Source organism: Flavobacterium sp. FlaQc-47 (assembly GCF_044006475.1).
Classification (GTDB): Bacteria; Bacteroidota; Bacteroidia; order Flavobacteriales; family Flavobacteriaceae; genus Flavobacterium.
Map to the genome: position 1 here is coordinate 202,290 of NZ_JBIPCQ010000006.1, position 22,484 is coordinate 224,773.

Consider the following 22,484-nt stretch of genomic DNA (forward strand, 5'->3'; position numbering starts at 1 on the left):
TCTCTCCTTCGTCGAGATGACAAGACTATAAAAAACCAGTGTAAACCCATTCAATCAGTAAAATCAGTGGGCAAAAAAAAACTAGTCAGAAAAATGCTGTTTCTGTGCGGAGTTTCTGGTGTGATCTCCTCCGTCGAGATGACAAGATTATAAACAAAATAAAACCAGTGTAAACCCGTTCAATCAGTAAAATCAGTGGGCAAAAAAAACTACTCAGAAAAATGCTGTTGCGGAGTTTCTGGTGTGATCTCTCCTCCATCGAAGATGACAAGACTATAAAAAAAAATAAAACCAGTGTAAACCCGTTCAATCAGTAAAATCAGTGGGCAAAAAAACCTACTCAGAAAAATGCTGTTGCGGAGTTTCTGGTGTGATCTCTCCTCCATCGAAGATGACAAGACTATAAACAAAATAAAACCCGTGTAAACCCGTTCAATCAGTAAAATCAGTGGGCAAAAAAACCTACTCAGAAAAATGCTGTTGCGGAGTTTCTTGTGTGATCTCTCCTCTGTCGAGATGACAAGATTATAAACAAAAATAAAACCTGCGAAAACCTGTTGAACCCGTAAAATCAGTGGGCAAAAAAAACCTACTCAGAAAAATGCTGTTTCTTTATCCCCAATTTCTGCATTTTTGAAATCAAAGTAGTCGAAGGAATTTCTAATTTCACAGCAGCTCCATTAGGTCCGGAAATCCTGCCATTGCATAATTTGATAATTTTCAGAATATATTCCTTTTCCATTTCTTTTAAGGACTTAATCTTAAATTCTGAAAAATGACTGGAAGACATCATTATTTCACTATCCGATAAAAAACTAACTTCGTTTATTGTAATTCCATCTGCCAAAAGAATACTTCGTTCTATACAATGTTCAAGTTCCCTGATATTTCCCGGCCATGAATGATTGATAATTGATTTTAAAGCATTTGAAGATAAAACAATTCCTTTTTTATTAGCGTTCACCGAATATTTATTTAAAAAGTACGAACACAAATCAGGAATATCCTCTTTGTGATCGCGAAGTGGTGGAATCGTTATTGGAAAAATATTTAATCTGTAGAATAAATCCCTTCTAAAACGTCCTTCCAGCATTTCGATTTGAAGATCTCGATTTGTAGCTGCAATTATGCGGACATTTACTTTTATTGTTTTTTTGCCTCCAATTCTTTCAAATTCCCTTTCCTGCAAAACACGCAACAATTTGGTTTGCATTTCTAACGGAAGATCTCCAATTTCATCTAAAAATAAAGTGCCGTTATTCGCCAGTTCAAACTTCCCGATTCGTTTTTCTATTGCTCCGGTAAAACTTCCTTTTTCATGTCCAAAAAGTTCACTTTCGATTAAATTGACCGGAATTGCAGCACAATTAACCTTAATCATTGGCTTTTGACTTCTGGCAGAATTGCTGTGAATTTCACTTGCAACCACTTCTTTTCCGGTTCCGCTTTCGCCGAGAATCAGAACACCGCTATCTGATGAAGCAACCTGATGAATCAGCGTTTTAATTTTTTGTATCGCAACACTTTTTCCGATAATTTTGGTGTTATTATCGGCAATTTGACTTTCAGAAATAGTGTTTTTAAGTGTATTAGAAGATATTCTATTTTCATCATTACGCTCCATTTTACGCATCACTAAAATATTCGAAACTGCAATAGCGATTGGCAAGGATAATGCTTTGAGTAAACGCATTAAATTTCGATCCGGCGTTTGTGCCTTCTTAAAAAACAAAAACAGAACCGAAGGATTATTTTTATGATATTCTAAAGGAAGAATAACCATTTCGCGCATTCCCAGTGCCTTTGTCTGGGTAACAAATAATGGAACTGCTATTTTTTTCTGCGGAGGCAAAACAAAATCAACTATAACAGGATCTGCAGATTGCAACGCTTCGTTAAAATAACAATCGTTCACATCATAATCTATTCCATAGCTTGCTTTGTTAATTTTAGAATCACTATGAAAAAATAACTGATACTTTTTTTCTTCCTGATCTGTGGTGCCTATCGCAAGAAAATCAAAAGAGAGACTATTCTTTAATTCATTATTAACAACGGCCGCAAACTCATCATACTTAGAACAACGCGCAAAACTATTGCTTAGAGAAAGTAAAAGAAAATGTTCCTTTTCCCTTTCCTGCATGGCTTTGAGCATTGATTCGATTTTGTCCATAAGTAGTAATAATGTGGTATTTTAATTCAGAATATGGAGCAAATTTAATAGCTAAAATGTTTTATAAAACAATCAAATCGTGATAAAAATTGATTTTCTGGTTTTCGTTTCCAGATTTTTGGTTTTATGTCCTTTTCCGGTTGTGTCTTCGACCAAAAGAATATCTCCGGTTTTAAAACTTCTTTTTTCTCCCAAAGAAGTTTCTATTTCCACTCCGCCATCCAGCAAAATGATATATTGATGTTGCGGTGCATTGTGAAAATCATAATCATATGAAGGCAGAACTTCCCTGAAAATAATATTTTTCACCGCATGAGATTCGGATAAAAAACCAATCTCTCCCTGATCTGAAAGCGGAATCATCACATCTTCAAAATGACTTTCTCCGCTTTCATCACTAAATATTCGGGTTATGGGAAACATATTATACGCTAAAAATATGTTTATTCGCCAGATCAATTTCGTCCATGCTTATGGTGTGTCCCATATTATCATAGACTTTCTCCGTTACTTCAGCACCCATTTCTTTGAGAATATTGGTCGTTGCATAAACGCGTTCAACGGGAACATGAAAATCAGGATTACTGGTGCCAATAAATACCGGAGTTCCTTCAAAATTACCCGAATAGTTTTCAGGATAAATCTGATCGCCAATTAATCCGCCAGTAAAAATAACCGCTCCGCCATATTTGGCTGCATTTCTGGCAATAAATTCCGCAGTTAAACACGCACCTTGTGAAAACCCAAGAAAATAGATATTGTCCTTTGTAATTCCGTCTTTCTGGGCCTCTTCAACAACCTGACGTACAATATCTAAAGCCGATGAAAGCCACGGTTCATTTTCCTCCGGTTTGGCTAAAAATGAATACGGATACCAACTGTTACCGGTTGCCTGAGGCGCATAAAAAGCAAAATCATCTACGTTTAAATGTGTGGTTAACGATACAATATCCTGCGCACTTGCGCCTCGCCCATGCAATAAAATCAATGCTTTACCGGCGTTTGTTTTTCCTGCTTTGAGTATTTGAATCTGATGCATATTTCTGTTATTTTAATTCGTTTAAAGTCAATATTGGCAATGCTTTTTTGATTGTTTCTCTTTCTTTTTCAAACCAGGAAGGCAGTTTTAATTCTTCGCCTAAATGATCGATATCTTCATCAACGGCAAAACCGGGACCAGCCGTTGCTACTTCAAACAAAACACCTCCGGGTTCTTTAAAATAAATTGACGTGAAATAATTCCGATCTAATATTTCAGTTGGATTTAATCCGCGTTCGACAATTTTTTCCCTGATTTTTTCCTGAGAAGTTCTGTCTGGTGTTTTAAAAGCCAGATGATGAACGGTTCCGCTTCCGGCAAGTCCGCGTAAACTATTGGGTTCGCACAAAATATCGATATAATTTCCTGATGAATTATCTGCTGCAAAGCGAAATCTGTTATTACTTTCTGCAATCAATTCGTGGTCTAAATATTCCGTTAGTAATCCGCCGGTTTGCTCGTAACCTTCGTGCCAGATTTCGACATTATGAAAACCTCGTATCGCATTTGATTCGTTAAAAGGTCCTTTATGATATCCTGTTCTTTTATCATTATCATTAAAAATCAATTCCATTCCCAATCCGTCATGATCTTCAAAATAAATCACCACTTCGGTTTCAAAACGCAATTGTGGCTCTTTGTAATTCACTCCAAATTGTTTCAGCCTGTTCTCCCAAAATTCAATTGAATCTAACGGAACCGAAAATGTGGTGGTATTCAGCATTCCTTTTCCGTGACGTCCCATTTTTAACCCGTCATACGGAAAAAATGTTAAAACGCTTCCCGGATTTCCTTCTGCATCGCCATAATATAAATGATAGATTTGATTGGCATCAAAATTGACGGTTTTTTTGATTAATCGTAAGCCTAAAATTCCGGTGTAGAAATCCAGATTTTTCTGCGCATTTCCCGCCAATGCTGTAACATGGTGAATTCCTTTGATTAATTTTTCCATAATTTATGTAGTGTGTTTCCTGTAAGTGAATTTATTTTAACACATAGGAACATAGGATATTGTAATTTTTATAAAAGGTGTTTCACGTTTGCATGAACACACATAGCAAGGTTTTTTTATTGCGTAATGTTTTATATAAGATAATACACGTCAGATAAGTTGCGGAGACGCACTGTTGTGCGCCACTACGAAGCATATTTGGGTTTTAATCTACATATTTGTTTTCTGTTAAACACACCGCTGTGCACATCAACATGCAAACTGAGACCGAAAACTGAGACTAAAAATTAAAACTACTTCTCCCAAATATCCGCATATTCATCAGGATGCCTTGTAAATTGTGCAAAAACGTACGGACAAAGTGCTTTTACAGTGTATTTATGTTCACGGACATAAGCCACCATTTCGTCTAAAAGGACTTTTGCATATCCTTTTCCGTTAAATTCTTCGTCTACTTCAGTATGATAAACGGTTAAAATGGTACCTGAAATACTCACAACCATTTCGCCTATTTTTTTATCATTTTCAATTAACTGAAAACCTCCGTGTTGCTTTTCGTCTAATTTTAATTGTACTTCTGGCATATGTTTTTCTTTAAATTAATTTTGGCAAAACAGCTTCAATTTTAGCTCTTAATGGCTCGTGTTGTTTTGGCAATTTCAAATTCGTTCCTAATTCGGCCAAAGGTTCATCAATAGTGAAACCCGGATTATCTGTTGCAATTTCAAAAAGAACGCCTCCTGGTTCGCGGAAATAAAGTGAATAGAAATAATCACGGTCAATTTTTGGCGTAATGCCTAAATTCTCGCTCATAATGCGTTCATGAAATGCCATTTGAATTTCTTCGTTTGCAACTCTAAACGCCACGTGATGATTGGTTCCCGCTGCATTTTGTCCGCTTGATCCTGTCGGGTTTTCTAATAAATCAATTATCGAAGCATTTTCAACTGCAGTTGTCGCAAAACGGAATCTGTTTGCTTCTTGCGAAACCAATTCGTAACCAAAAATATCCGTCAGGATTTTAGCTGTTTTATCAATGGATTGCAAGGACAAAGTGGTGCTGTGAAATCCCTTTGTTGCGGCATCTTTCTTTACTTCTTCGGTTTCAAAAGCGATTCTGTTATCTGCTTTTTTCGGAATTATCAAACTGATATTTAATCCATCAGGATCTGTAAACGGCAATAATGTTTCACCAAATCTTTCTGTTTGCTCTCCGAAATTTACATTATTTTTTTTAAATCTTTCCTGCCAGAATTCTAAACTTCCTTCTGGAACTGCATATCCAATTTCCGTTGCTTGTCCGTTTCCTGTTTTTCCTTTTCCAATTCCTTCCCACGGAAAGAAAGTCAGGATTGTTCCCGGCGTTCCAAATTCGTCTCCGTAATAAAAATGATACGTTCCCGGATCATCAAAATTCACGGTTTTTTTGACCATTCTTAAACCTAACACTTTGGTATAAAAACTATAATTTGCCTGTGCGTTGCTTGCGATTGCTGTAATATGGTGCAATCCCTGAATTTTTTCTTTCATGTTATTTATATTTTTAATGTATATTATGTAATGATTTTATTTTTAAAAAATGATCATAGAGAATCTGTATTATTTTTTCTCGCAGATTGAGCAGATTGAGCAGATTATTATTTAATAGGTTTATTTTGTTGCGATTATTTTCTACTATATATATAGCAATGTAAGCCGCAAAGTTTAAACACAATATTGTCATTTCGAGGGACGAGAAATCTCCGCAAGTAACTCCTCAATGCAAATCCAATCTTTGTCGAGCTTCTCACGAAGATTTCTCCTTCGTCGAAATGACAAGCCTTTGCGATATTGGCGAGAAATTTATTTGGCATAACATTATTTGAATTTTATAACTAAATCACATTTTACATTTTACTAAATGACAATTTCTTTAAAAATATCCTTGTTTGATTTTTAGTTTTTTAATTTTTGAGAATAAAGTCGACGGTGATATTTTCAATAATTCGGCTGCACCACCGGCTCCGTAAACTTTACCGTTGCAAAGGCTTAAAGCGTTCATAATATGTTCACGCTCCATATCTTCCATTGATAAAATTCCATTTTCAGCTTCTTTTTTTGCTATTGGAAAATCTTCTAAAATATCAAATTCTTCAATTTCACTTCCCGTTGCCAGTAAAATACTTCGTTCAATTAAATGTTCTAATTCCCTTATATTTCCCGGCCAGTTATAATCGTGCAATTGTTGTAAGGCTTTCGCCGAAATTGAATCAATAGTGCGTTTGGATTTTACCGCATATTTCTCAAGAAAATAATTTGCCAGATCATCCAGATCTTCTTTACGATCGCGCAATGGCGGTAATTCTAACGGAAAAACATTCAGGCGATAATATAAATCTAGTCTGAATCTTCCCTCGGCAACTTCAGACGGCAGGCATCTGTTTGTTGCCGCAATGATTCTCACATTCAGTTTAATTGTTGCTTCTCCGCCTAAGCGTTCAATTTCTTTTTCCTGTAAAACCCTCAATAATTTTACCTGGGAATCTAAGGGCAATTCGCCTATTTCATCCAGAAAAATAGTTCCTCCATTCGCTTGCTCAAACTTCCCTATTCTTAGACTATCTGCTCCGGTAAAAGCGCCTCTTTCATGACCAAATAATTCTGATTCGATCAATGATTCCGGTAATGCAGCGCAATTTACCACCACTAAGGGTTTGGTATTATTTGCTGATAAGGAATGAATTAAATGTGCGATTTTTTCTTTTCCGGTTCCGCTTTCTCCCAAAATCATTACCGAAGTTTCTGTTGGCGCAACAATTTCTATTTTGTGCATTAAATCTAGAAGTTTTTGGTTTTTACCAATAATCTCCAGATTCTTATTTTCTTTTAATGGTGGTTTTTTAGGAACATTTTCTAATGCATTTCCTTTTTCAAAATTATATTTATAACGCGCAATATCAAGCATTACGAACAAATCTCGCTCACGAAACGGTTTTACTAAAAATCCGTAAGGCTGGGTTTCTTTTACGGCGTTTAAAATGGAATGATTGGTATTTGCTGAAATATATAAAAACGGAATTTTCTTTTTTTCGAGTTCCCAAGCAAGGTCAATTCCCGTAAGATCGCCTTTCAGCATAATATCAAGTAAAACCCAATTGGGCTTTTGTACATCAATTAAAACACGCGCTTCTTCGACAGATGCGGCGATTCCGCAAACTTCATAGCCGGCTTTTATCAGGATAATTTTTAGGTCATTCGCAACAATAAATTCGTCTTCGACTATTAATATTTTCTCGCTCATATTCGATCTTCTTATTGTTGTTGTGTTTTATTTGTTGCCTTAAAATTAATGGTAATCGTGAGTCCGTTTTTACTTTCTATATTGAATGTTCCGTCCACCTGAGAACTCAGGCCGTGCATTAAATTCATGCCTAATGAGTTTCGGTTTTTGAGTTCAAAATGCTCCGGAACTCCAACTCCATTATCAGAAATGATTAACTGATACATTTCATCTTCAATTTTCTTTAATCTGATGTTTACTTCGCCCTGAACGGTTTCCGGATAAGCATATTTAATGGCATTGATAATCGCTTCGTTTAAGATTAATCCTAGCGGAATTGCCTTTGAAATATCTAAATCGACACATTCTATGTCCAGTTTATAGGATATTTTTTTATCGGTATTAAAAACTCCTTTTAAATAATTGACAAGTTCCGGAATGTACCAGCACATATCGATTATTTCCAAATTTTCGCTTTCATATATTTTTTGATAAATGAGCGACATCGCGTTCATTCTGTGCTGACTGTCTTGTATGGCTAAAAGCGCATCTTTATTTTCGAGATAAGCTGATTGTGTGTTCAAAAGGCTGATTACGATTTGTAAATTGTTTTTTACCCGATGATGCAATTCTTTCAAAAGCCATTCTTTATCAGCATATAATTTGTTTAGAGCTTCATTGCGTGTGGCAATTTCCTTGTCTTTTGATTGTAAAATTTGCCGGCTTTTGTTTTTGCTTTTTGTAAGACGAAATAACAATCCCAAAATTATAAATAGTAATCCTGAAATAACTATAAAATCGTATCTAATTCTGGTAATATGATGACTGTTTGTATTGGATTTCGACGTATTTGGAGTCTGAAAATTAACAGCACTATTTTTTACTTTAAACAAGGAAATACTCTTATAATTTCTGGCACTATTAATTGTCTGTAAGCCAAATTGCAAGCGCTGAATTGTATTAAAACACTTTTTACTGAAGCTGTTTAAGCTTAGTTTTATAGTGTGAAAATCTAAAAAATATAAGGTTTGAAAAGAGGCTGCAAATGTTTTTTCAGAGTGCGTGATTTCGTATGTCAATTTTGAATTTACAATCCTGAATCCCTGATTTTTGTTTTGCATCAATAAGTCTTGATTGGTGATTAACAACAAAATCACGAACCAAAAATGAAGCTGAAATTCTTTGAAATAGCATTCTTTATACATAAGCGCACCTTTTTTGATCAACTCATCATTTAGCTTCTACTTTTACTTTTCTATTTTTGAGATAGCAAAAAATCATAAAAATCCCGGGAATCAAAACGGGAATCAAACCCCAGTTTTTACCTGCAATCGCGCCTAAAAAACATCCCAGTAAAAATCCGCCAATAGTTACAAATTGTTTTTTAAAACTCAACTGACTGTTTGAATCCTTAAATTTTGATTTTAATAAAATACCAATATCAAGTGCAGCCTGAGTCACATTTCCGGTCATCATGGTGGTTGGACCGTGGGTTTCTTTACTGAAAATTTTTCCAAAAGCATTCTGCAATCCCATCGCAAAAACAATTAACATCGCTACGATGTACATGGTCCATAAAGTCTCTATTTTAAGAAAATGGAATACTATTGCCAATATGCCGCTTAAGGTTAAAATACAACCTTCCCAAAATAATATCCTGTATTTCAGGCTGGATTTTGAGGCGATGTACCCTCCACAAATAACCGATATAATGAATATGGGGAACGTTAATAATTTAATCCAAGCATAGACATCGTTTCCGTTAATTACCTGATACGCAAATACTATAAAGTTGCCCGTAACGTGTGCCGAAAATAAAGTATCAGCCGCGACAAACGTTAATGTATCACAAAATCCTGCAATACAAGTAAGTAATAATGTGATGTACCAAATGCTTTTAGACTGCTCCATAATTTTTATTTTAAATGTGAACGTAACATCCACGCCATTTTTTCGTGCGTTTCCATCAATCCTGTAATATAATCGCTGGTTCCTAAATCATGATATTCAGTAGCGTAAACTGTGATATTTTCGCGTAAGTGCATAATGATACTTTCGTGATCGATCAGCAATTCTTTAATAAATCCCTTGCTGTCGTTTTTTATTTCTAATTGCTCAGAAAGATGTGTTAATTGCAAAAATTCCTTTAAAGTTGAGGGTGCATAATGGCCTAACATTCTGATTCGTTCTGCCACTCCGTCAATAACTTCATCTAATTGATTGTATTGTGCTTCAAAAAATAAATGTTTGTTGTAAAAATCATCACCTTCTACGTTCCAGTGTGATTTTCTGGTTTTGGTATATAATATGAATTCGTCTGCCAGAATTTGACATAGTGAATTTACGACTTTTGAGATGTTTTCCTGTTTGATTCCAATTTGAGTTTCCATAGGTTTATTGAGTTTTTATAATAATAAATTTAAAGTAACGTGACGTATAATTTTTTAAACACATAGCTATGTTTGGAAACGAGTTTCTTTTTTTGCTCTTTTTTGATACAATAAAAAAACTATGTTTCTATGTGTTTAGAAAATCACATCCAATGAGTTAAAATATAATGATCTAATGAATATGTTCCTGCGCCAATTGCCAGTAAAAACAACAAAGTAACGGTGTAGATGTACGGAACGTCTCGAACTTCAAGTGAATCTTTTCTGTGAACCACGAAATATCCAACGGCTGTAACGCCTATTGTTGGCAACAAAAATAAGCGTGTTCCTAATCCCAAAACTAAAAAAACGGGTACAACAGTATCAGAAAAAGCGGCTACAAAACCATTTAGTTTTTCGGGCAAATGAAACGGATTGGGCAAATGTTCGCGTTCGCCGTTTTGTACCCTGAATTTTTTCATGCCGTGAACCCTGAAAAGTTCTACGGCAACTAAAACCCTAAAAAGTAATAAAGCAATATTATTAAAGTCAGATCCGGCATCTGAAAAAAGCAGTAAATTAATTATTTCCATTTTATTTAGGTATTAAAAAGCAAAACATGAACATCCTAAAGCGCCCCAAAAAGCATTGTAATTGTTTACAGGAATAGTACTCAAACGCGCCGCATTATGATCGTGTGCATGAACATCACAACTTCCGGAACAGCAATGAATTTGAGATGCAGTATTATTTATTGACGCTTTTGACTTGCTTAATTTCAAATCAATGGCACTTTTATTGTGGGATTCGGCGTGATAATATCCGTTGTAAATATGGGTTGGCGACCAATCCGGAAGTATTGGGATTGATGGCGGTGAAAACGAAGAGAAATCTCCTTTTGCATACACAATTTTGCCATCGACAACGGTTAAAACCGATTCTATATTTTTGATATCTTCATCTTCTATGGTAAAATAATCACGATCCAGAACGACAAGATCTGCCAGCATTCCGGTTTGAATATCTCCTTTTTTATTCTGTTCCTGCGAAAACCACGCACTACCTTTTGTATACAATTCAAGAGCGGTTGCACGGTTTAAACGGCTTTCATTATACAATTGCAATCCTCCAATGGTTTTTCCGGCTGTAAGCCAATACATGGAAACCCACGGATTGTAACTGCTCACTCGGGTTGCATCAGAACCTCCGCCTACGGGAACTTCCATTTCGAGCATTTTTTTGATTGGCGGCGTATTTTCGGCTGCTTTTGCGCCATAACGATCTGTAAAATATTCACCCTGATAGGCCATTCGGCTTTGAATTGCGATGCCGCCGCCCAGCGCTTTTACTCTTTCAATATTGCGTTCGTCAATGGTTTCGGCGTGATCAAATATCCAGGGTAAATCGTTAAACGGAATTTCCCTGTTTACTTTTTCAAATACGTTCAGGAATCTTGTAATGCTTTCATTATAAGTGGCGTGAAGTCTGAAAGGCCAGCGATTGGCGACTAACAACCGAATCACTTTTTCTAATTCATCCTCCATATGTTCCGGAAGATCAGGTCTTGGCTGCAGGAAATCTTCAAAATCTGCTGCTGAAAAAACCAGCATTTCCCCTGCTCCGTTATGGCGGTACATATCATCGCCCTGATATAATTTAACTTCCTGGATCCATTCGTCAAAATCTTCAAATTCTTGTTTTGGGCGTTGCGTGAATAAATTATAAGCGATTCTAACGGTTAATTGCTGTTTCTCATTTAATTCATTTACAACCTTATAATCGTCAGGATAATTCTGGAATCCACCTCCGGCATCGATCACACTTGTAATTCCAAAACGGTTGAGTTCCTTCATATAATGACGCGTTGAATTGATTTGATGTTCGTACGAAAGTTTAGGTCCTTTTGCTAATGTCGAATACAAAATCATGGCGTTTGGCGATGCAATAATTAAACCTGTTGGTTCTCCTTTTGCATCTTTCTGGATTATTCCTCCAGCCGGAGCGGGCGTATCTTTTGTAAAACCTATTACTTTTAAGGCAGCACGATTTAAAAATGCGCGATCGTATAAGTGCAGAATAAAAACGGGAGTTTCGGGAGCAATGGCATTTATTTCGTCTAAAGTGGGCATGCGTCTTTCGGCAAACTGAAACTCAGACCAGCCTCCTACTACCCGAACCCATTGCGGTGACGGCGTTCTATCCACCTGTTCTTTCAACATTCGCATTGCATCTGCTAACGAAGGAACGCCATCCCAGCGCAATTCAAGGTTATAATTTAATCCACCGCGAATTAAGTGAATGTGTGAATCATTTATTCCGGGAACTACTCTTTTTTGGTGCAAATCAATCAATTTTGTTTCCGGCTGATTGTACTCTAAAATTTCAGCATCACCGCCAACTGCCATAAATTTACCGTCTTTTATGGCAACCGCCGTCGCCGTTTTATTGGTTGTGGTGAAAGAATGAATTTTTCCGTTGAATAAAATAATATCTGCTTTCATATTAAAATTCTTAGTTGATTGTTGTTATCTCCGGCAATCGCAAATAGTGGTTTCGGATTGTGTTTTTACCGTTTGCAATAAAGATACCTAAAAATTCAAGTCGCTATATGACAAGCTTTTTCGTGTTTTTATGTGGAATTACTTTTACGATATATCGTGAATTTATGATCGTTTTTATTATATAAAGAAGTTTTATTAAAATCCTATTTCTATTATCAAATAAGGCTTTGTCGGGGTTTAAGTATTGTATTTACTTAAAAAACCAACTTCATTTTTACCAATCCTTCACTTTTTTTGCTTCTGAAATATTTAAAATACAATTGTGATGAGTTTATTGCTTTACCAACTTTTTTAAATTAAAAATGACCTAGCTTTGTTTCCTTATATTTTGATACTATTTAAATAAACAATCTCATTTTACTTCATCCCGAATTCACGTTTTTTCAAATTAATGATCTGAAATAATTCTAAATTCAATTCTATTTTATGTCTCAATTACTACGAACATCTATCCTGTTTTTTCTGTTTCAGCTGAGTTTTATGGTGTCGGCACAGCCTATTTCCAGAAAAAAAGGCGAGAATTTAAAAGCTGAATTAAAATATAAGCTAAATGATACTGTTCGCATTCAAAAACTTCAGGAATTGAGTTTGTATTATGTTAAAAAAGCAGGTCAATATAAAGCGGATATGGACAGCAGTTATATATGTGCGAAAGAAGCTGAGATATTAAGTAATCAAATTCATTTTGAAAAAGGAAAATGGATGAGCCTGATTTTATATTCTCAAATTTACAGGGAAGGTAATAATGAAGCAAAAGGAAAAAAACAACTAGATAAAGCATTTGCTATTGCTAAAAAAAATAAGGCTTTCTGGCTTGAAGGTGAAGCTTATGTAGAACTTACCAATTATTATGACATAAGTAATGCGGGTTTAAAGATTAGAATCGAAAATGTAAAAAAAGCCCTTGAAGCTTTTCGAAAGGCAGGTCTGAAAAAAAAGACAGCCGAGACTTTAATCCTATTTGCAGGTCATTATTATTTTACAGGAAAATACAAAGAGGCACTTGAAAAATATAATGAAGCCAAAATTATCTATAAAGCTATTGGCAGTAATGATTTGCAAAATCTGTACAGCCATATCTTTAAAACTTACTCAAAATTAGGTTTGTATCAGGAGGCCATTAAATACGGTCATATCGCCATTAAATATGGAGAAAACAGCAAAGACGATTATTTTCTGGCAGAGGATTATAATCATTTAGGATATGCCTATTACTATATTGAGAATTATGAAATGGCATTAGAATGCCACAGGAAAGCTTTTAATTATACTCTCAAAATTTATCCTGATCTAATGAATTTTTATATTGCCAATTCAATTATAAAGGACTTGCTGAAGCTGAACAGAAAAAAGGAAGCCAAGCAATTTTTAGACAGGGAACTTAAAGCGCAAAAAGTAACCAATGACTGGGAATTAATCTGGTACAAAATATGTCAGATCAATGTATATGATGCTTTAGGATTGACTCAGTTGGCTGATAAATATTGTAGTGAGGTAATGGTTTTACAGGAAAAAAATAAAAAAAACTTATTGAATATTTCTAGTTTTGAGGTAAATAATACCATCATCAACCATTTATTAAAAGTAAAAAAATATGAGTTAGGATTAAACTATCTGAATATTAATAAACAAACCGAAATTACGATTAAGGATATTAATGTAATTATGAACAGGCATTTGATGGAATACAAATTAGACTCAGCTTCCGGAAATTATCTGGGTGCTATTTCAAGTCTTAAAAGATACCAAAAAATAAAAGACAGTCTTTTTAATGAGGTAAAATCATACCAGATATCCAACTTAGAAATACAATATCAAACGGAAAGCAAGGATCAGAATATTCAATTGTTAACGAAGGAAAGCGCGTTGCAAAAAGCTAAAATACAAAGTGATAAAGTGGCAAAACTCATCGCTGGTCTGGTTTTGTTTTTACTGCTTATTATTACAGGATTGATCTTTAAAGGATATCAAAGCAAAAAAGAAAGCAACAAAAAACTGGAAGAAGGCAAAAACAGAATTGAAAATAAAAATAAGATACTGCAAAATGTGGTTCAGGAAAAAGAATGGCTTTTGAAGGAAATTCATCATAGGGTAAAAAATAATTTGCAGGTGGTGATGAGTTTATTAAATACACAATCTTCGTATTTAAAAGATGAATCGGCTGTTATGGCAATCAAGGATAGTCAGAACAGGATTAATTCAATGTCATTAATTCATCAGCGTTTGTATCAGTCTGAAGGTCTTTCGTGCATCAAAATGCCGGAATATATTAAGGAGCTTGTTAGTCATTTAAAGGATAGTTATCCGGTAAATTATAATTTTATTGTGGTAATTGAAGATATTGAAATACATGTTTCGCAGGCAATCCCAATTGGTCTGATCCTGAATGAAGCCATTACAAATGCCATAAAACATGCTTTCCCCAATGGAGAAAAAGGAACTGTAACAATCACTCTAAAACATTTTGAAGATGATTATTTTTTACTTGAAATCGCGGATAACGGTATTGGAATTGACGGCGAAATCGACATCTTTAAATACAATTCTCTGGGAATGAAATTAATGGAAGGTTTAAGCAAGGATTTAAACGGGAAATTTGAAATTATAAATAATAATGGTTTAAAAATCGCAATTACTTTTATTTACGATTATGCTTTTAACTTTAAATAAAATTAAAAGCATATCGTATCATCTTTGAAAAAAAATTAGTTTCTTTCAATTTTATTTTTTGATATTTCAGCCTCTGTACTTAATGAATCTGATGGATCGCAAGGGAAATACAGGGTGATTTCGGTTCCTTCATCTAACTTACCAACAGCACGAATATTTCCATGACAGGTTTGCATTATTTTTTTACACAAGGCTAATCCCACTCCTGAACCGGCATATTTTTCAAGTGTATGCAATCTGGTGAAAATTTTAAAAATTGACTCCGCGTATTCTTGTTCAAAACCAATACCATTATCTGCAAAAGTGATCCAGTGGCAATATACTTTATTAGAATATTCGTTTATTTCAGGTTCTTGCGAGGCTGTTATTGTAATGACAGGATCTCTTTTTAACGAAGCATATTTTAAGGAATTGTGTAAAATATTAGAAAATAATTGTTTCATCAAGAACGGAACCGCGTGAACTTCAGGCAGATTTTGACTTTCTAAAGTCGCTTTGTTCTCTACAATTATTTCCTTCATATCCTGATATGTTTCTTCAAGAATATCATTAAGGCTAAGTTTTTGAAGCGCTCCTTTTGTATGTTTTATTCGGGTATATTTTAGAATATCAATTAATAAATTTTGCATTCTGCTGGCAGATTTTGTCACACGCTGCAACGAATCTATGATGGCAACAGACGGAATTTCATTAGTATCTGAAAGTACTTTTGAAGCAATAAGCTGAATCTTGCGCAAAGGTTCCTGTAAATCATGTGTACTGATCCAGTTAATGTTCTCAAGCTCTAAATTTGTTTCGTGTAATACGTCACTTAAATTTCGGTATTTTTCTTCCTCTTCACTCAATAACAACATAATTATTTGATTCTGGAGAGAATGCGCATAACTTGCTGCTGCATTTAATTCAGGCTGGAGCCAAATTTTACTTTGATGCTGAATAATTTGCTTCCATAAATTAAATGAGTTTCTGGGATGTAATCCTTTGCTGTCAAAAATAATAGCTTTTTCAGGATCTCCCGCCCAATTGACCTCTGTAACGGTTTCCGGTCTGTACCAAATAATATTATTGCCATTACCAAGCGAGTGATAAATAATTCCGGACACTTCTTCATATCCGTCCAAATCCGTAATAAAATTACTTAGTTTATTGGTGCTGAATGTTCTGCTGTGTTCGTAAACCTCCATGCTTGAAATGATTTTCTGAATCTTTTCGTTCGATGGCGTGAGTCCGTTTTTGTGCAGTTTATCTCCAATAGCAATAGAAACTCCCGTGGCATTACAGAGCTTTAACAATTCAGGATTGCTGCAAATTATATCAAATGAATCATTTTCTAAAGTTATGCTTAAAGCCGTTAATCGCTCCAGGGCTTTACCGGTTTTACGCGCAATTTCATACTCATCATTTGATTGTCTCAAATCAATTTGCGAAGTAATAAATTGTCCCTGAAGTTTTGCTGCAAGTCTGATTTCGGGAGAAATATTTTTAGGCGAATAATGGTGACACGCAATAAGTCCCCATAATCTGTTGTGGTGAATTAACGAAATGGTAAGCGTTGCGCCAACGCCCATATTTTTAAGATATTCTACATGTATTGGCGATGTGCTTCTAAGTGTTGAAAGGCTTAAATCAAGGTTTTTATTTTCCTGATCATCAATTGTAAAAATAGGAACAGGATCGTAACCAATATCGGCTATAAGCCTCATTTGGTTTTTCATGTATAATTCCCTCGCCTGAACCGGAATATCAGTATGTGGATAATGCAGTCCCAAGAACGGTTCCAGATCTTCTCTGCAATTTTCAGCGTAGACTTCACCATTATAATCAGCATCAAAACGATAAATCATAACCCTGTCGTAGCCCGTTATTTCACGGGTTCCTTCGGCAACAAGTGCACACAATTCTTTTAGGGAACGTGTGTTATTCATATTTGACACAAACTGAATCGTTTGTGCGTAGATATCTGCAAGTTGTTCTTTACCGTTTGATTGCGGTTCTGCCTCCAGGATATAAATAGCACCACTTTTGTGTATGTTGATCTGAAATTCTTTTTCCTGAAGTATTATTTCCAACGGAAATACAGGCTGTGCTTTTTTGTCGTGTACATAATCATACAGCTCTTTTTGAGCGTGTGCACCAAAAATTTCACTGATTTTATGTCCTAATATTTCTTCATGAACTACATCAAGAAATGATGAAATATTAGCACTGCAAAAGTCAATTTTCCAGTCTAAAGTAATTCCCAATAAAAAACCGTGTGGCTGAATACTTCCCGGTATGTGGATGGGTTCGTGCTCACAGTTTGTTAGTGTAACTCTGTCGCGGTTTACAATATCTTTAATTTTCATTAATGACAGGATTCAAAAAATGATTATAAATACATTCAAAAGCATATACGGCACCACCAATAATTTCATCTTCATTATGGTGCTCCTCTTGGTATGAAGTTAGAATATTTAGAAAATTTTTCCAGTAACTTCCTGTTTTATTGCCATATCCTGAAAAATAGGCAACTCCTTTTTGCTGATCTAATCCCGGAATTGTTTCTAAGTTTTTTAAAATAAAACGACCTCCAAGCGTAGATCCTTCGACAACATATAAAATTCCGAGTGCAAAAGGAATACTGATATTGCTTTTTGTAAAAACTGGTGTTGTTTTGCCTGTTTTGTAATTTAAATAAGAAAGATCATCCATAATAAGTGGTGTTTTTTCTCTTTCTTTTAAATCAGGAATAAGATCTGCCAATAAAGGAAAAACAACTTTCTGTGTGCTGCTATGTACATCGTACATAAGGGATAAATAATGATAATAATCGTCCATTTCCATGTTTGGAGAAAGTATGGAGGCTGAAACGGGAAGACTTTCCAGTTTTTTATGCGCGGTTGCTGTCTGATTTTTTAATTTTTCTAAAAAATCTACAGAAGTAGAAAAACCCAAATTTGTAGTCATTATAAGTTGATGGTAAATAAAAATTTTATATTTGGACGATTTGCCGCTTGTTTACTGAGATTCAGCAAACGTAAAAAAACAGGTACTAAATAAAATTCCAATTCTAGTATTTTAAGAAAAAGGCTTTTCTAATAATATTAGATAATTTTCTAATATCAGTTACAAAACGTCTGAACTTAATTTTGTAAATTATGGGATCTTGGTAAATGTAGTCTTTTTAATCGTTTAAAAATTGACCGCTAAAATAAAGATTTCTAAATAAATATCAAAAATAATAGTATTCTTTCTGAATCAAATTACACTTAATTATATATTCTGATTCTTTCTGAAATTAACTCAAAAACTACATCGATATATTCGCTTATTAACTGTAATTGCTGCTATAAAAATATTCTTGATTTATTGAATACTGTAAATTATACAATTAGAATTTATTTTTCTGTAAGAGATTTTGTAGCATTTAAAGGTAGATTTGTAATTAACTATTGCTACACAAAAATTACTAATTCTAAAATATAGTATTATGGAAAATGAAAACAACCAAAATTACGGTCATGAGAATCGTGGTTTTAATCAGGACTTAGATACTCTTATTGATAAAGAAATTGCCAATCAACAAGATCAATATCCAATTCAGGAAGAATACACAGATGTTAATCATGAAACAAATGATTATAACCGAAATGAAAATAATCCCGGCGAAGAACCCATCCTGAATGGAGAAGATCAGATAACAAATGATGAAGATCCGGACGATCTGGATGATTCGCTTGAAAAAGACGGGGATCTTGATGACGATGATTCTGACGAAGAAAATTTACGGGATATCGAGGAAGACTTAGACGAGGTTTCTCATGATCCATTTCCGAGTACGAATCCGGATAATTTTTAGACATTTTAACATATTATACTAAGTAACCGTTAAGTATTTGAACTTAACGGTTATTTTTTGTAAATTGATATCTGAAAGAAAATTTTATAAAAAAAAGGAAAAACTATATAATCTTTCCTGTTCTGATTTCAGTAATTTTATTGAATTGGTTTAAACAATTATCACTGATCTAAAAAAATGCATTTGTAACATGGATATCACAATTCAAATTATCTGGCTATTTGTTCTCGCTATTCCGATAGCTTGTATCAGCTGGACTGTAACTCATGAAGAAATATTTAAGGAACCTCGTGAATGGTGTGTAAAACATTCTAAATACGATAAGAAAATATGGTCTAGAAAAGCTTTTTATCTTTTTACATGCGAATATTGTTTTAGCCATTATGTCACAATTGCTTTTTTAATCTTTACGAATTATAAACTTTTGCTAAATGATTGGCGTGGCTATGTTTTGGCAGGATTTTCGCTTGTTTTTATGGCTAATGCTTATATGAGCCTTTTTGCTCTTTTAAGACAAGCTATTAAAAAAGAAAAAGTCGAAATCGAAAAAATTGAAAATGAAACTGACAGCGAAAAGCTGTCTATATAAAAAAGTCTAACTTAATAAATTAAAAACCTATGGAAAATTTAAATTTTATAGATCCATTATTGCACGGAATTACGCCGGATACCACGGGAAACAAATTACCAAACCTTTCTGTTAAACATTTAATATGCGCCGGAGTTAGTTCACTAATTGTTGGTGCTGTTCTAAAAAAAGCAGGACAAAATAAAATTGGGGCAGTTGTAGGCAGTCTTGCATTACCATTATTAGCATCAGCTTGCTACAAACAAATTAATAAGGTTTCTAAAGCTAAAAAAGAGCTTACTGATAGTAGTGGTATTGAATATAATCACTAACTTTATTCTGTAAGATTTTACTTTGTTGTAAATTTAAAATCTTTCCCATACTGAACAACTATAAAGAAATATTTGTCAGCCACGAATTCATGAATTTATGCTACATCATCAGCTATCAAAATTCGCGAATTCGTGGCTCTTTTTTTGGAATAAAAAAGCCTGTAAAATTACAGGCTTTTTGATGTTTAATGAATATCTAAATTAAATATTCTATTTTTTAATGGGATTTTTAACGGTATCAATATTTACGGGATTTGCGGTAGGATCTGATACAATTTTTGTTGTATTGGGCTGCTGTTTTTTTCCTGTTTCCATTTTAGCCGAATTTTTATGGTTAGCATGTACGGTACTTTTAACCGTATCTAAATGTACAGGATTTGCAGTAGGATCTGATACAATTTTTGTTGTATTGGATTGCTGTTTTTTTCCTGATCCTGCTTTTTGAACCGTACTTTTTTTACTGGCTCCGGAATTTTTAACGGTATCAATACGAACAGGATTTGCTGTAGGATCAGATACGATTTTTGTTGTATTTGTTTTCTGTGGCTTTTGCTGTGCGATTGCAGTTCCAAAAAACAGCAATAATGCGCAACTTAAAAATAAATTTTTCATAATGTTGATTTTAAATTAATATGGGGTTTTATAACATAAACCAATTTCAATTTAAAGTTCACAATGAAATAAGCTGCTTAAATTAAAATCAATTTATAATTTCGCACTAACAAGATTACTTAACCTGTATATTTCCTTCCACCCAATTTAAAGCTTTATTAAAATCTAGTTTTTTAAACCCTTTAAATTCTCCAGGAACTACATAACTGAATCCGTTTGTGAATGTGATTATTTCTTCAGAATCTGTGACTATGGCTGCCCTGTTCCATTTACCCAAATGTTTTAATCCCAGTAACGCATCTTGTAGCCAGGCACCGGCAGTAAAATTTTTAATGTCTGTATCAAGAACCAATAAAAAATTGATTTCGTTAGTGCGTTTTATTAAACCTTCTACAGCCGGAATAACTGCAGTTAAAAAATCGTCTTTGGTTACTTCTGCTAAAGCTCTAAAAGCTACAATATTGTCTGAGGTATCGATTTGATGTATCATTTTTTATATTTTTTGAATTGTTGCTAATTGTATTTTATTCTTTAAAATTTCATACGTAGCGATGAAATTACAATTCAAATTTAATTAAGAATCAAGATGTTACGTTATATCTTGCGATTGGTATTTTATAAAATAACGATGTGGCTTTTTTAGGAAGTTACTGAGTGACTAAGATTCTGAGTTACTAAGGTTCTGATCTTTCCTCTACAATCTTTCCTCTATAATCTTTCCTCTATAATCAAGATACTACATTAAAACCCCATTTCTCACCGCTATAGGTTGCGGAATATCTTCGTCGTCGATCATTTCTTTTAAATCAATTTCTATCGATCTGCAAAGAGAAAACATGGGAATATCGTTTCCTAAACCTTCAAAAGGGTTTTCTGAATAATCTCCAACTAATTCCATCAATAAAAAAATCCAGGCTATTATACTTACAACGGGAATGAATAACCAACTGCCATTATCACCCAGTCTATCAAATTCTTTTATTAAACCTAAAGGCAATACAGTTATAAAAATCAATACAAATACTACACTAACATAGGCATACGGTCTTGGCAGGGGAAACTTTTTTATTCTTTCTGCTTTGCCTTGTTCTGAATATAATTCGTTCAGTAGTTTTTGTAATTCTATATGGTATAAATCACTAATGAGATTATCTTTTCTAATTTGCATCAGGCTTTGTGACTGTAAATCAATTATATGTGTCGCCATATTCGAGTATCTTTTTAGATCTTCGTACTCTTCTTTTGGCAGGTATTTTTTAAATACTTCCTGCAGCAGATCATCTTCAAGCATATCAATGCCAAATTTTTTCAGCCTTTTATTATTGAAATAGGTTATAAAAGACTGACTGCTTAAATGTTCCCAAGGCATTGGCACTAACAATTGATCTCTTAAGGTGTACACATAACTTATATGTCTGTAAATTAGTTTTTTGATTATGGCATTCTGCTCTTCATTAGAAAGTAACTGATCTGAAAATTGATTTTTTATATAGCCACGCAAACCTGCGCCCCACATTCTGCTTACATTAAGAATCGCGCCCCATATTTTACGAGCTTCCCACATTCTCTCATAGGCTTCATAATTTTTGAAACCAATATAAAAGGAAACGGCTGTTCCAATTATTCCGACACTCGCCCACGGAATCGCTATAAATTTGATATCGAGAAATCTATAAATAAAAAATATAAACGCCATCCAGAATACAATCGCCAGTAAATACCAGCCTGTGAATTTTACAAGTGTCTTAAAACTGAAGTTTTTATTTACATACATAAATGCTGATTTTTTATTGTGATTTGCTTTAATTGATTAAAGATAGGAATATTAACGAAATCTTTTACGTCGATAATTTTAATGAAAATATGCAGATTGCTGGTATTGTGTTGATTTAAAAATACATGACGGGAATGTTCATAGAATTTGCCAATTGGAACGGGAGACGCACTGCTGTGTGCCTCTAAGATTCTGTTTGTGTATATCTCATTATGATTAAGTGGTGTTGAAAAATCCGTTTTTATCCGCGTTTTCGCTTTAGCGAATCAGTAAAATCAGCGTCTAATTTTTGACGCGGATAAAACAGATTTACTTCGTAAAAACGTGAATAAAA

General features: G+C 34.1%; 21 protein-coding genes. 4 read left to right on the forward strand and 17 right to left on the reverse strand.

Annotated features, from left to right (window positions below):
* Positions 1 to 589: 589 nt before the first annotated feature.
* The 12 genes from ACHRVX_RS19135 to ACHRVX_RS19190 form a co-directional block, all read right to left on the reverse strand.
* Positions 590 to 2,173 carry a sigma 54-interacting transcriptional regulator gene (locus ACHRVX_RS19135; RefSeq protein WP_395335135.1) on the reverse strand — a complete coding sequence of 528 codons (1,584 nt, stop codon included), beginning with the start codon at positions 2,171 to 2,173 and terminating at the stop codon, positions 590 to 592.
* Positions 2,174 to 2,245: 72 nt separating this feature from the next.
* A complete protein-coding gene (locus ACHRVX_RS19140) occupies positions 2,246 to 2,596 on the reverse strand; it encodes a hypothetical protein (RefSeq protein ID WP_395335137.1) in 351 nt (116 codons plus the stop codon).
* Between the two features lies 1 nt (position 2,597).
* Positions 2,598 to 3,212, reverse strand: a complete 615-nt coding sequence (locus ACHRVX_RS19145; protein ID WP_395335139.1) for an alpha/beta hydrolase — start codon at positions 3,210 to 3,212, stop codon at positions 2,598 to 2,600.
* Between the two features lie 7 nt (positions 3,213 to 3,219).
* Entirely contained in the window at positions 3,220 to 4,167 is a 948-nt protein-coding gene (locus tag ACHRVX_RS19150) for a ring-cleaving dioxygenase (RefSeq protein WP_395335141.1), read from the reverse strand.
* Positions 4,168 to 4,460: 293 nt separating this feature from the next.
* Complete coding sequence (locus ACHRVX_RS19155) at positions 4,461 to 4,751, reverse strand: GNAT family N-acetyltransferase (protein WP_395335143.1); 291 nt, start codon at positions 4,749 to 4,751, stop codon at positions 4,461 to 4,463.
* A gap of 10 nt (positions 4,752 to 4,761) precedes the next feature.
* Positions 4,762 to 5,697 carry a ring-cleaving dioxygenase gene (locus ACHRVX_RS19160; protein WP_395335145.1) on the reverse strand — a complete coding sequence of 312 codons (936 nt, stop codon included), beginning with the start codon at positions 5,695 to 5,697 and terminating at the stop codon, positions 4,762 to 4,764.
* A 382-nt stretch (positions 5,698 to 6,079) separates the two neighbouring features.
* Positions 6,080 to 7,447 carry a sigma-54-dependent transcriptional regulator gene (locus ACHRVX_RS19165; RefSeq protein WP_395335147.1) on the reverse strand — a complete coding sequence of 456 codons (1,368 nt, stop codon included), beginning with the start codon at positions 7,445 to 7,447 and terminating at the stop codon, positions 6,080 to 6,082.
* A gap of 11 nt (positions 7,448 to 7,458) precedes the next feature.
* Positions 7,459 to 8,631 carry a sensor histidine kinase gene (locus ACHRVX_RS19170; protein WP_395335149.1) on the reverse strand — a complete coding sequence of 391 codons (1,173 nt, stop codon included), beginning with the start codon at positions 8,629 to 8,631 and terminating at the stop codon, positions 7,459 to 7,461.
* Positions 8,632 to 8,656: 25 nt separating this feature from the next.
* Positions 8,657 to 9,337 carry a YoaK family protein gene (locus ACHRVX_RS19175; RefSeq protein ID WP_395335151.1) on the reverse strand — a complete coding sequence of 227 codons (681 nt, stop codon included), beginning with the start codon at positions 9,335 to 9,337 and terminating at the stop codon, positions 8,657 to 8,659.
* A 5-nt stretch (positions 9,338 to 9,342) separates the two neighbouring features.
* On the reverse strand, positions 9,343 to 9,816 hold the full coding sequence (locus ACHRVX_RS19180; protein ID WP_395335154.1) for a Dps family protein: 474 nt from the start codon (positions 9,814 to 9,816) through the stop codon (positions 9,343 to 9,345).
* A gap of 143 nt (positions 9,817 to 9,959) precedes the next feature.
* Positions 9,960 to 10,388 carry a DoxX family protein gene (locus tag ACHRVX_RS19185; RefSeq protein ID WP_395335156.1) on the reverse strand — a complete coding sequence of 143 codons (429 nt, stop codon included), beginning with the start codon at positions 10,386 to 10,388 and terminating at the stop codon, positions 9,960 to 9,962.
* A gap of 12 nt (positions 10,389 to 10,400) precedes the next feature.
* A complete protein-coding gene (locus ACHRVX_RS19190) occupies positions 10,401 to 12,296 on the reverse strand; it encodes an amidohydrolase (protein ID WP_395335158.1) in 1,896 nt (631 codons plus the stop codon).
* Positions 12,297 to 12,782: 486 nt separating this feature from the next.
* Between ACHRVX_RS19190 and ACHRVX_RS19195 the strand changes: the two genes are divergently transcribed.
* Entirely contained in the window at positions 12,783 to 15,026 is a 2,244-nt protein-coding gene (locus ACHRVX_RS19195) for a histidine kinase dimerization/phosphoacceptor domain -containing protein (protein ID WP_395335161.1), read from the forward strand.
* A 35-nt stretch (positions 15,027 to 15,061) separates the two neighbouring features.
* Here ACHRVX_RS19195 and ACHRVX_RS19200 read toward each other — a convergent pair whose 3' ends face one another.
* Together ACHRVX_RS19200 and ACHRVX_RS19205 are read right to left on the reverse strand one after the other, a co-directional pair.
* Positions 15,062 to 17,371 (reverse strand): ATP-binding protein, encoded by a 2,310-nt coding sequence (locus ACHRVX_RS19200; protein ID WP_395335163.1) that lies wholly within the window; start codon positions 17,369 to 17,371, stop codon positions 15,062 to 15,064.
* Complete coding sequence (locus ACHRVX_RS19205; protein WP_395335166.1) at positions 17,361 to 17,972, reverse strand: biliverdin-producing heme oxygenase; 612 nt, start codon at positions 17,970 to 17,972, stop codon at positions 17,361 to 17,363. The genes ACHRVX_RS19200 and ACHRVX_RS19205 overlap by 11 nt, the downstream gene beginning before the upstream one ends.
* 523 nt (positions 17,973 to 18,495) lie before the next feature.
* On the opposite strand from ACHRVX_RS19205, the gene ACHRVX_RS19210 reads away from it, so the two are divergent.
* The 3 genes from ACHRVX_RS19210 to ACHRVX_RS19220 all read left to right on the forward strand — a co-directional run bounded on the left by ACHRVX_RS19210 (position 18,496) and on the right by ACHRVX_RS19220 (position 19,764).
* Positions 18,496 to 18,864 (forward strand): hypothetical protein, encoded by a 369-nt coding sequence (locus ACHRVX_RS19210; protein ID WP_395335168.1) that lies wholly within the window; start codon positions 18,496 to 18,498, stop codon positions 18,862 to 18,864.
* A gap of 190 nt (positions 18,865 to 19,054) precedes the next feature.
* Entirely contained in the window at positions 19,055 to 19,453 is a 399-nt protein-coding gene (locus tag ACHRVX_RS19215; RefSeq protein WP_395335170.1) for a hypothetical protein, read from the forward strand.
* Between the two features lie 29 nt (positions 19,454 to 19,482).
* Positions 19,483 to 19,764: a PrgI family protein gene (locus ACHRVX_RS19220; protein WP_395335172.1), complete on the forward strand. Its 282-nt coding sequence runs from the start codon at positions 19,483 to 19,485 to the stop codon at positions 19,762 to 19,764.
* 210 nt (positions 19,765 to 19,974) lie between these two features.
* Here the strand turns inward: ACHRVX_RS19220 and ACHRVX_RS19225 are convergent, their stop codons facing one another.
* From ACHRVX_RS19225 to ACHRVX_RS19235, 3 genes are all read right to left on the reverse strand, one after another.
* Entirely contained in the window at positions 19,975 to 20,376 is a 402-nt protein-coding gene (locus ACHRVX_RS19225; RefSeq protein ID WP_395335174.1) for a hypothetical protein, read from the reverse strand.
* 115 nt (positions 20,377 to 20,491) lie between these two features.
* On the reverse strand, positions 20,492 to 20,866 hold the full coding sequence (locus tag ACHRVX_RS19230) for an STAS/SEC14 domain-containing protein (RefSeq protein ID WP_395335176.1): 375 nt from the start codon (positions 20,864 to 20,866) through the stop codon (positions 20,492 to 20,494).
* A gap of 246 nt (positions 20,867 to 21,112) precedes the next feature.
* On the reverse strand, positions 21,113 to 22,150 hold the full coding sequence (locus ACHRVX_RS19235; protein ID WP_395335178.1) for a bestrophin family protein: 1,038 nt from the start codon (positions 22,148 to 22,150) through the stop codon (positions 21,113 to 21,115).
* Positions 22,151 to 22,484 lie beyond the last annotated feature (334 nt).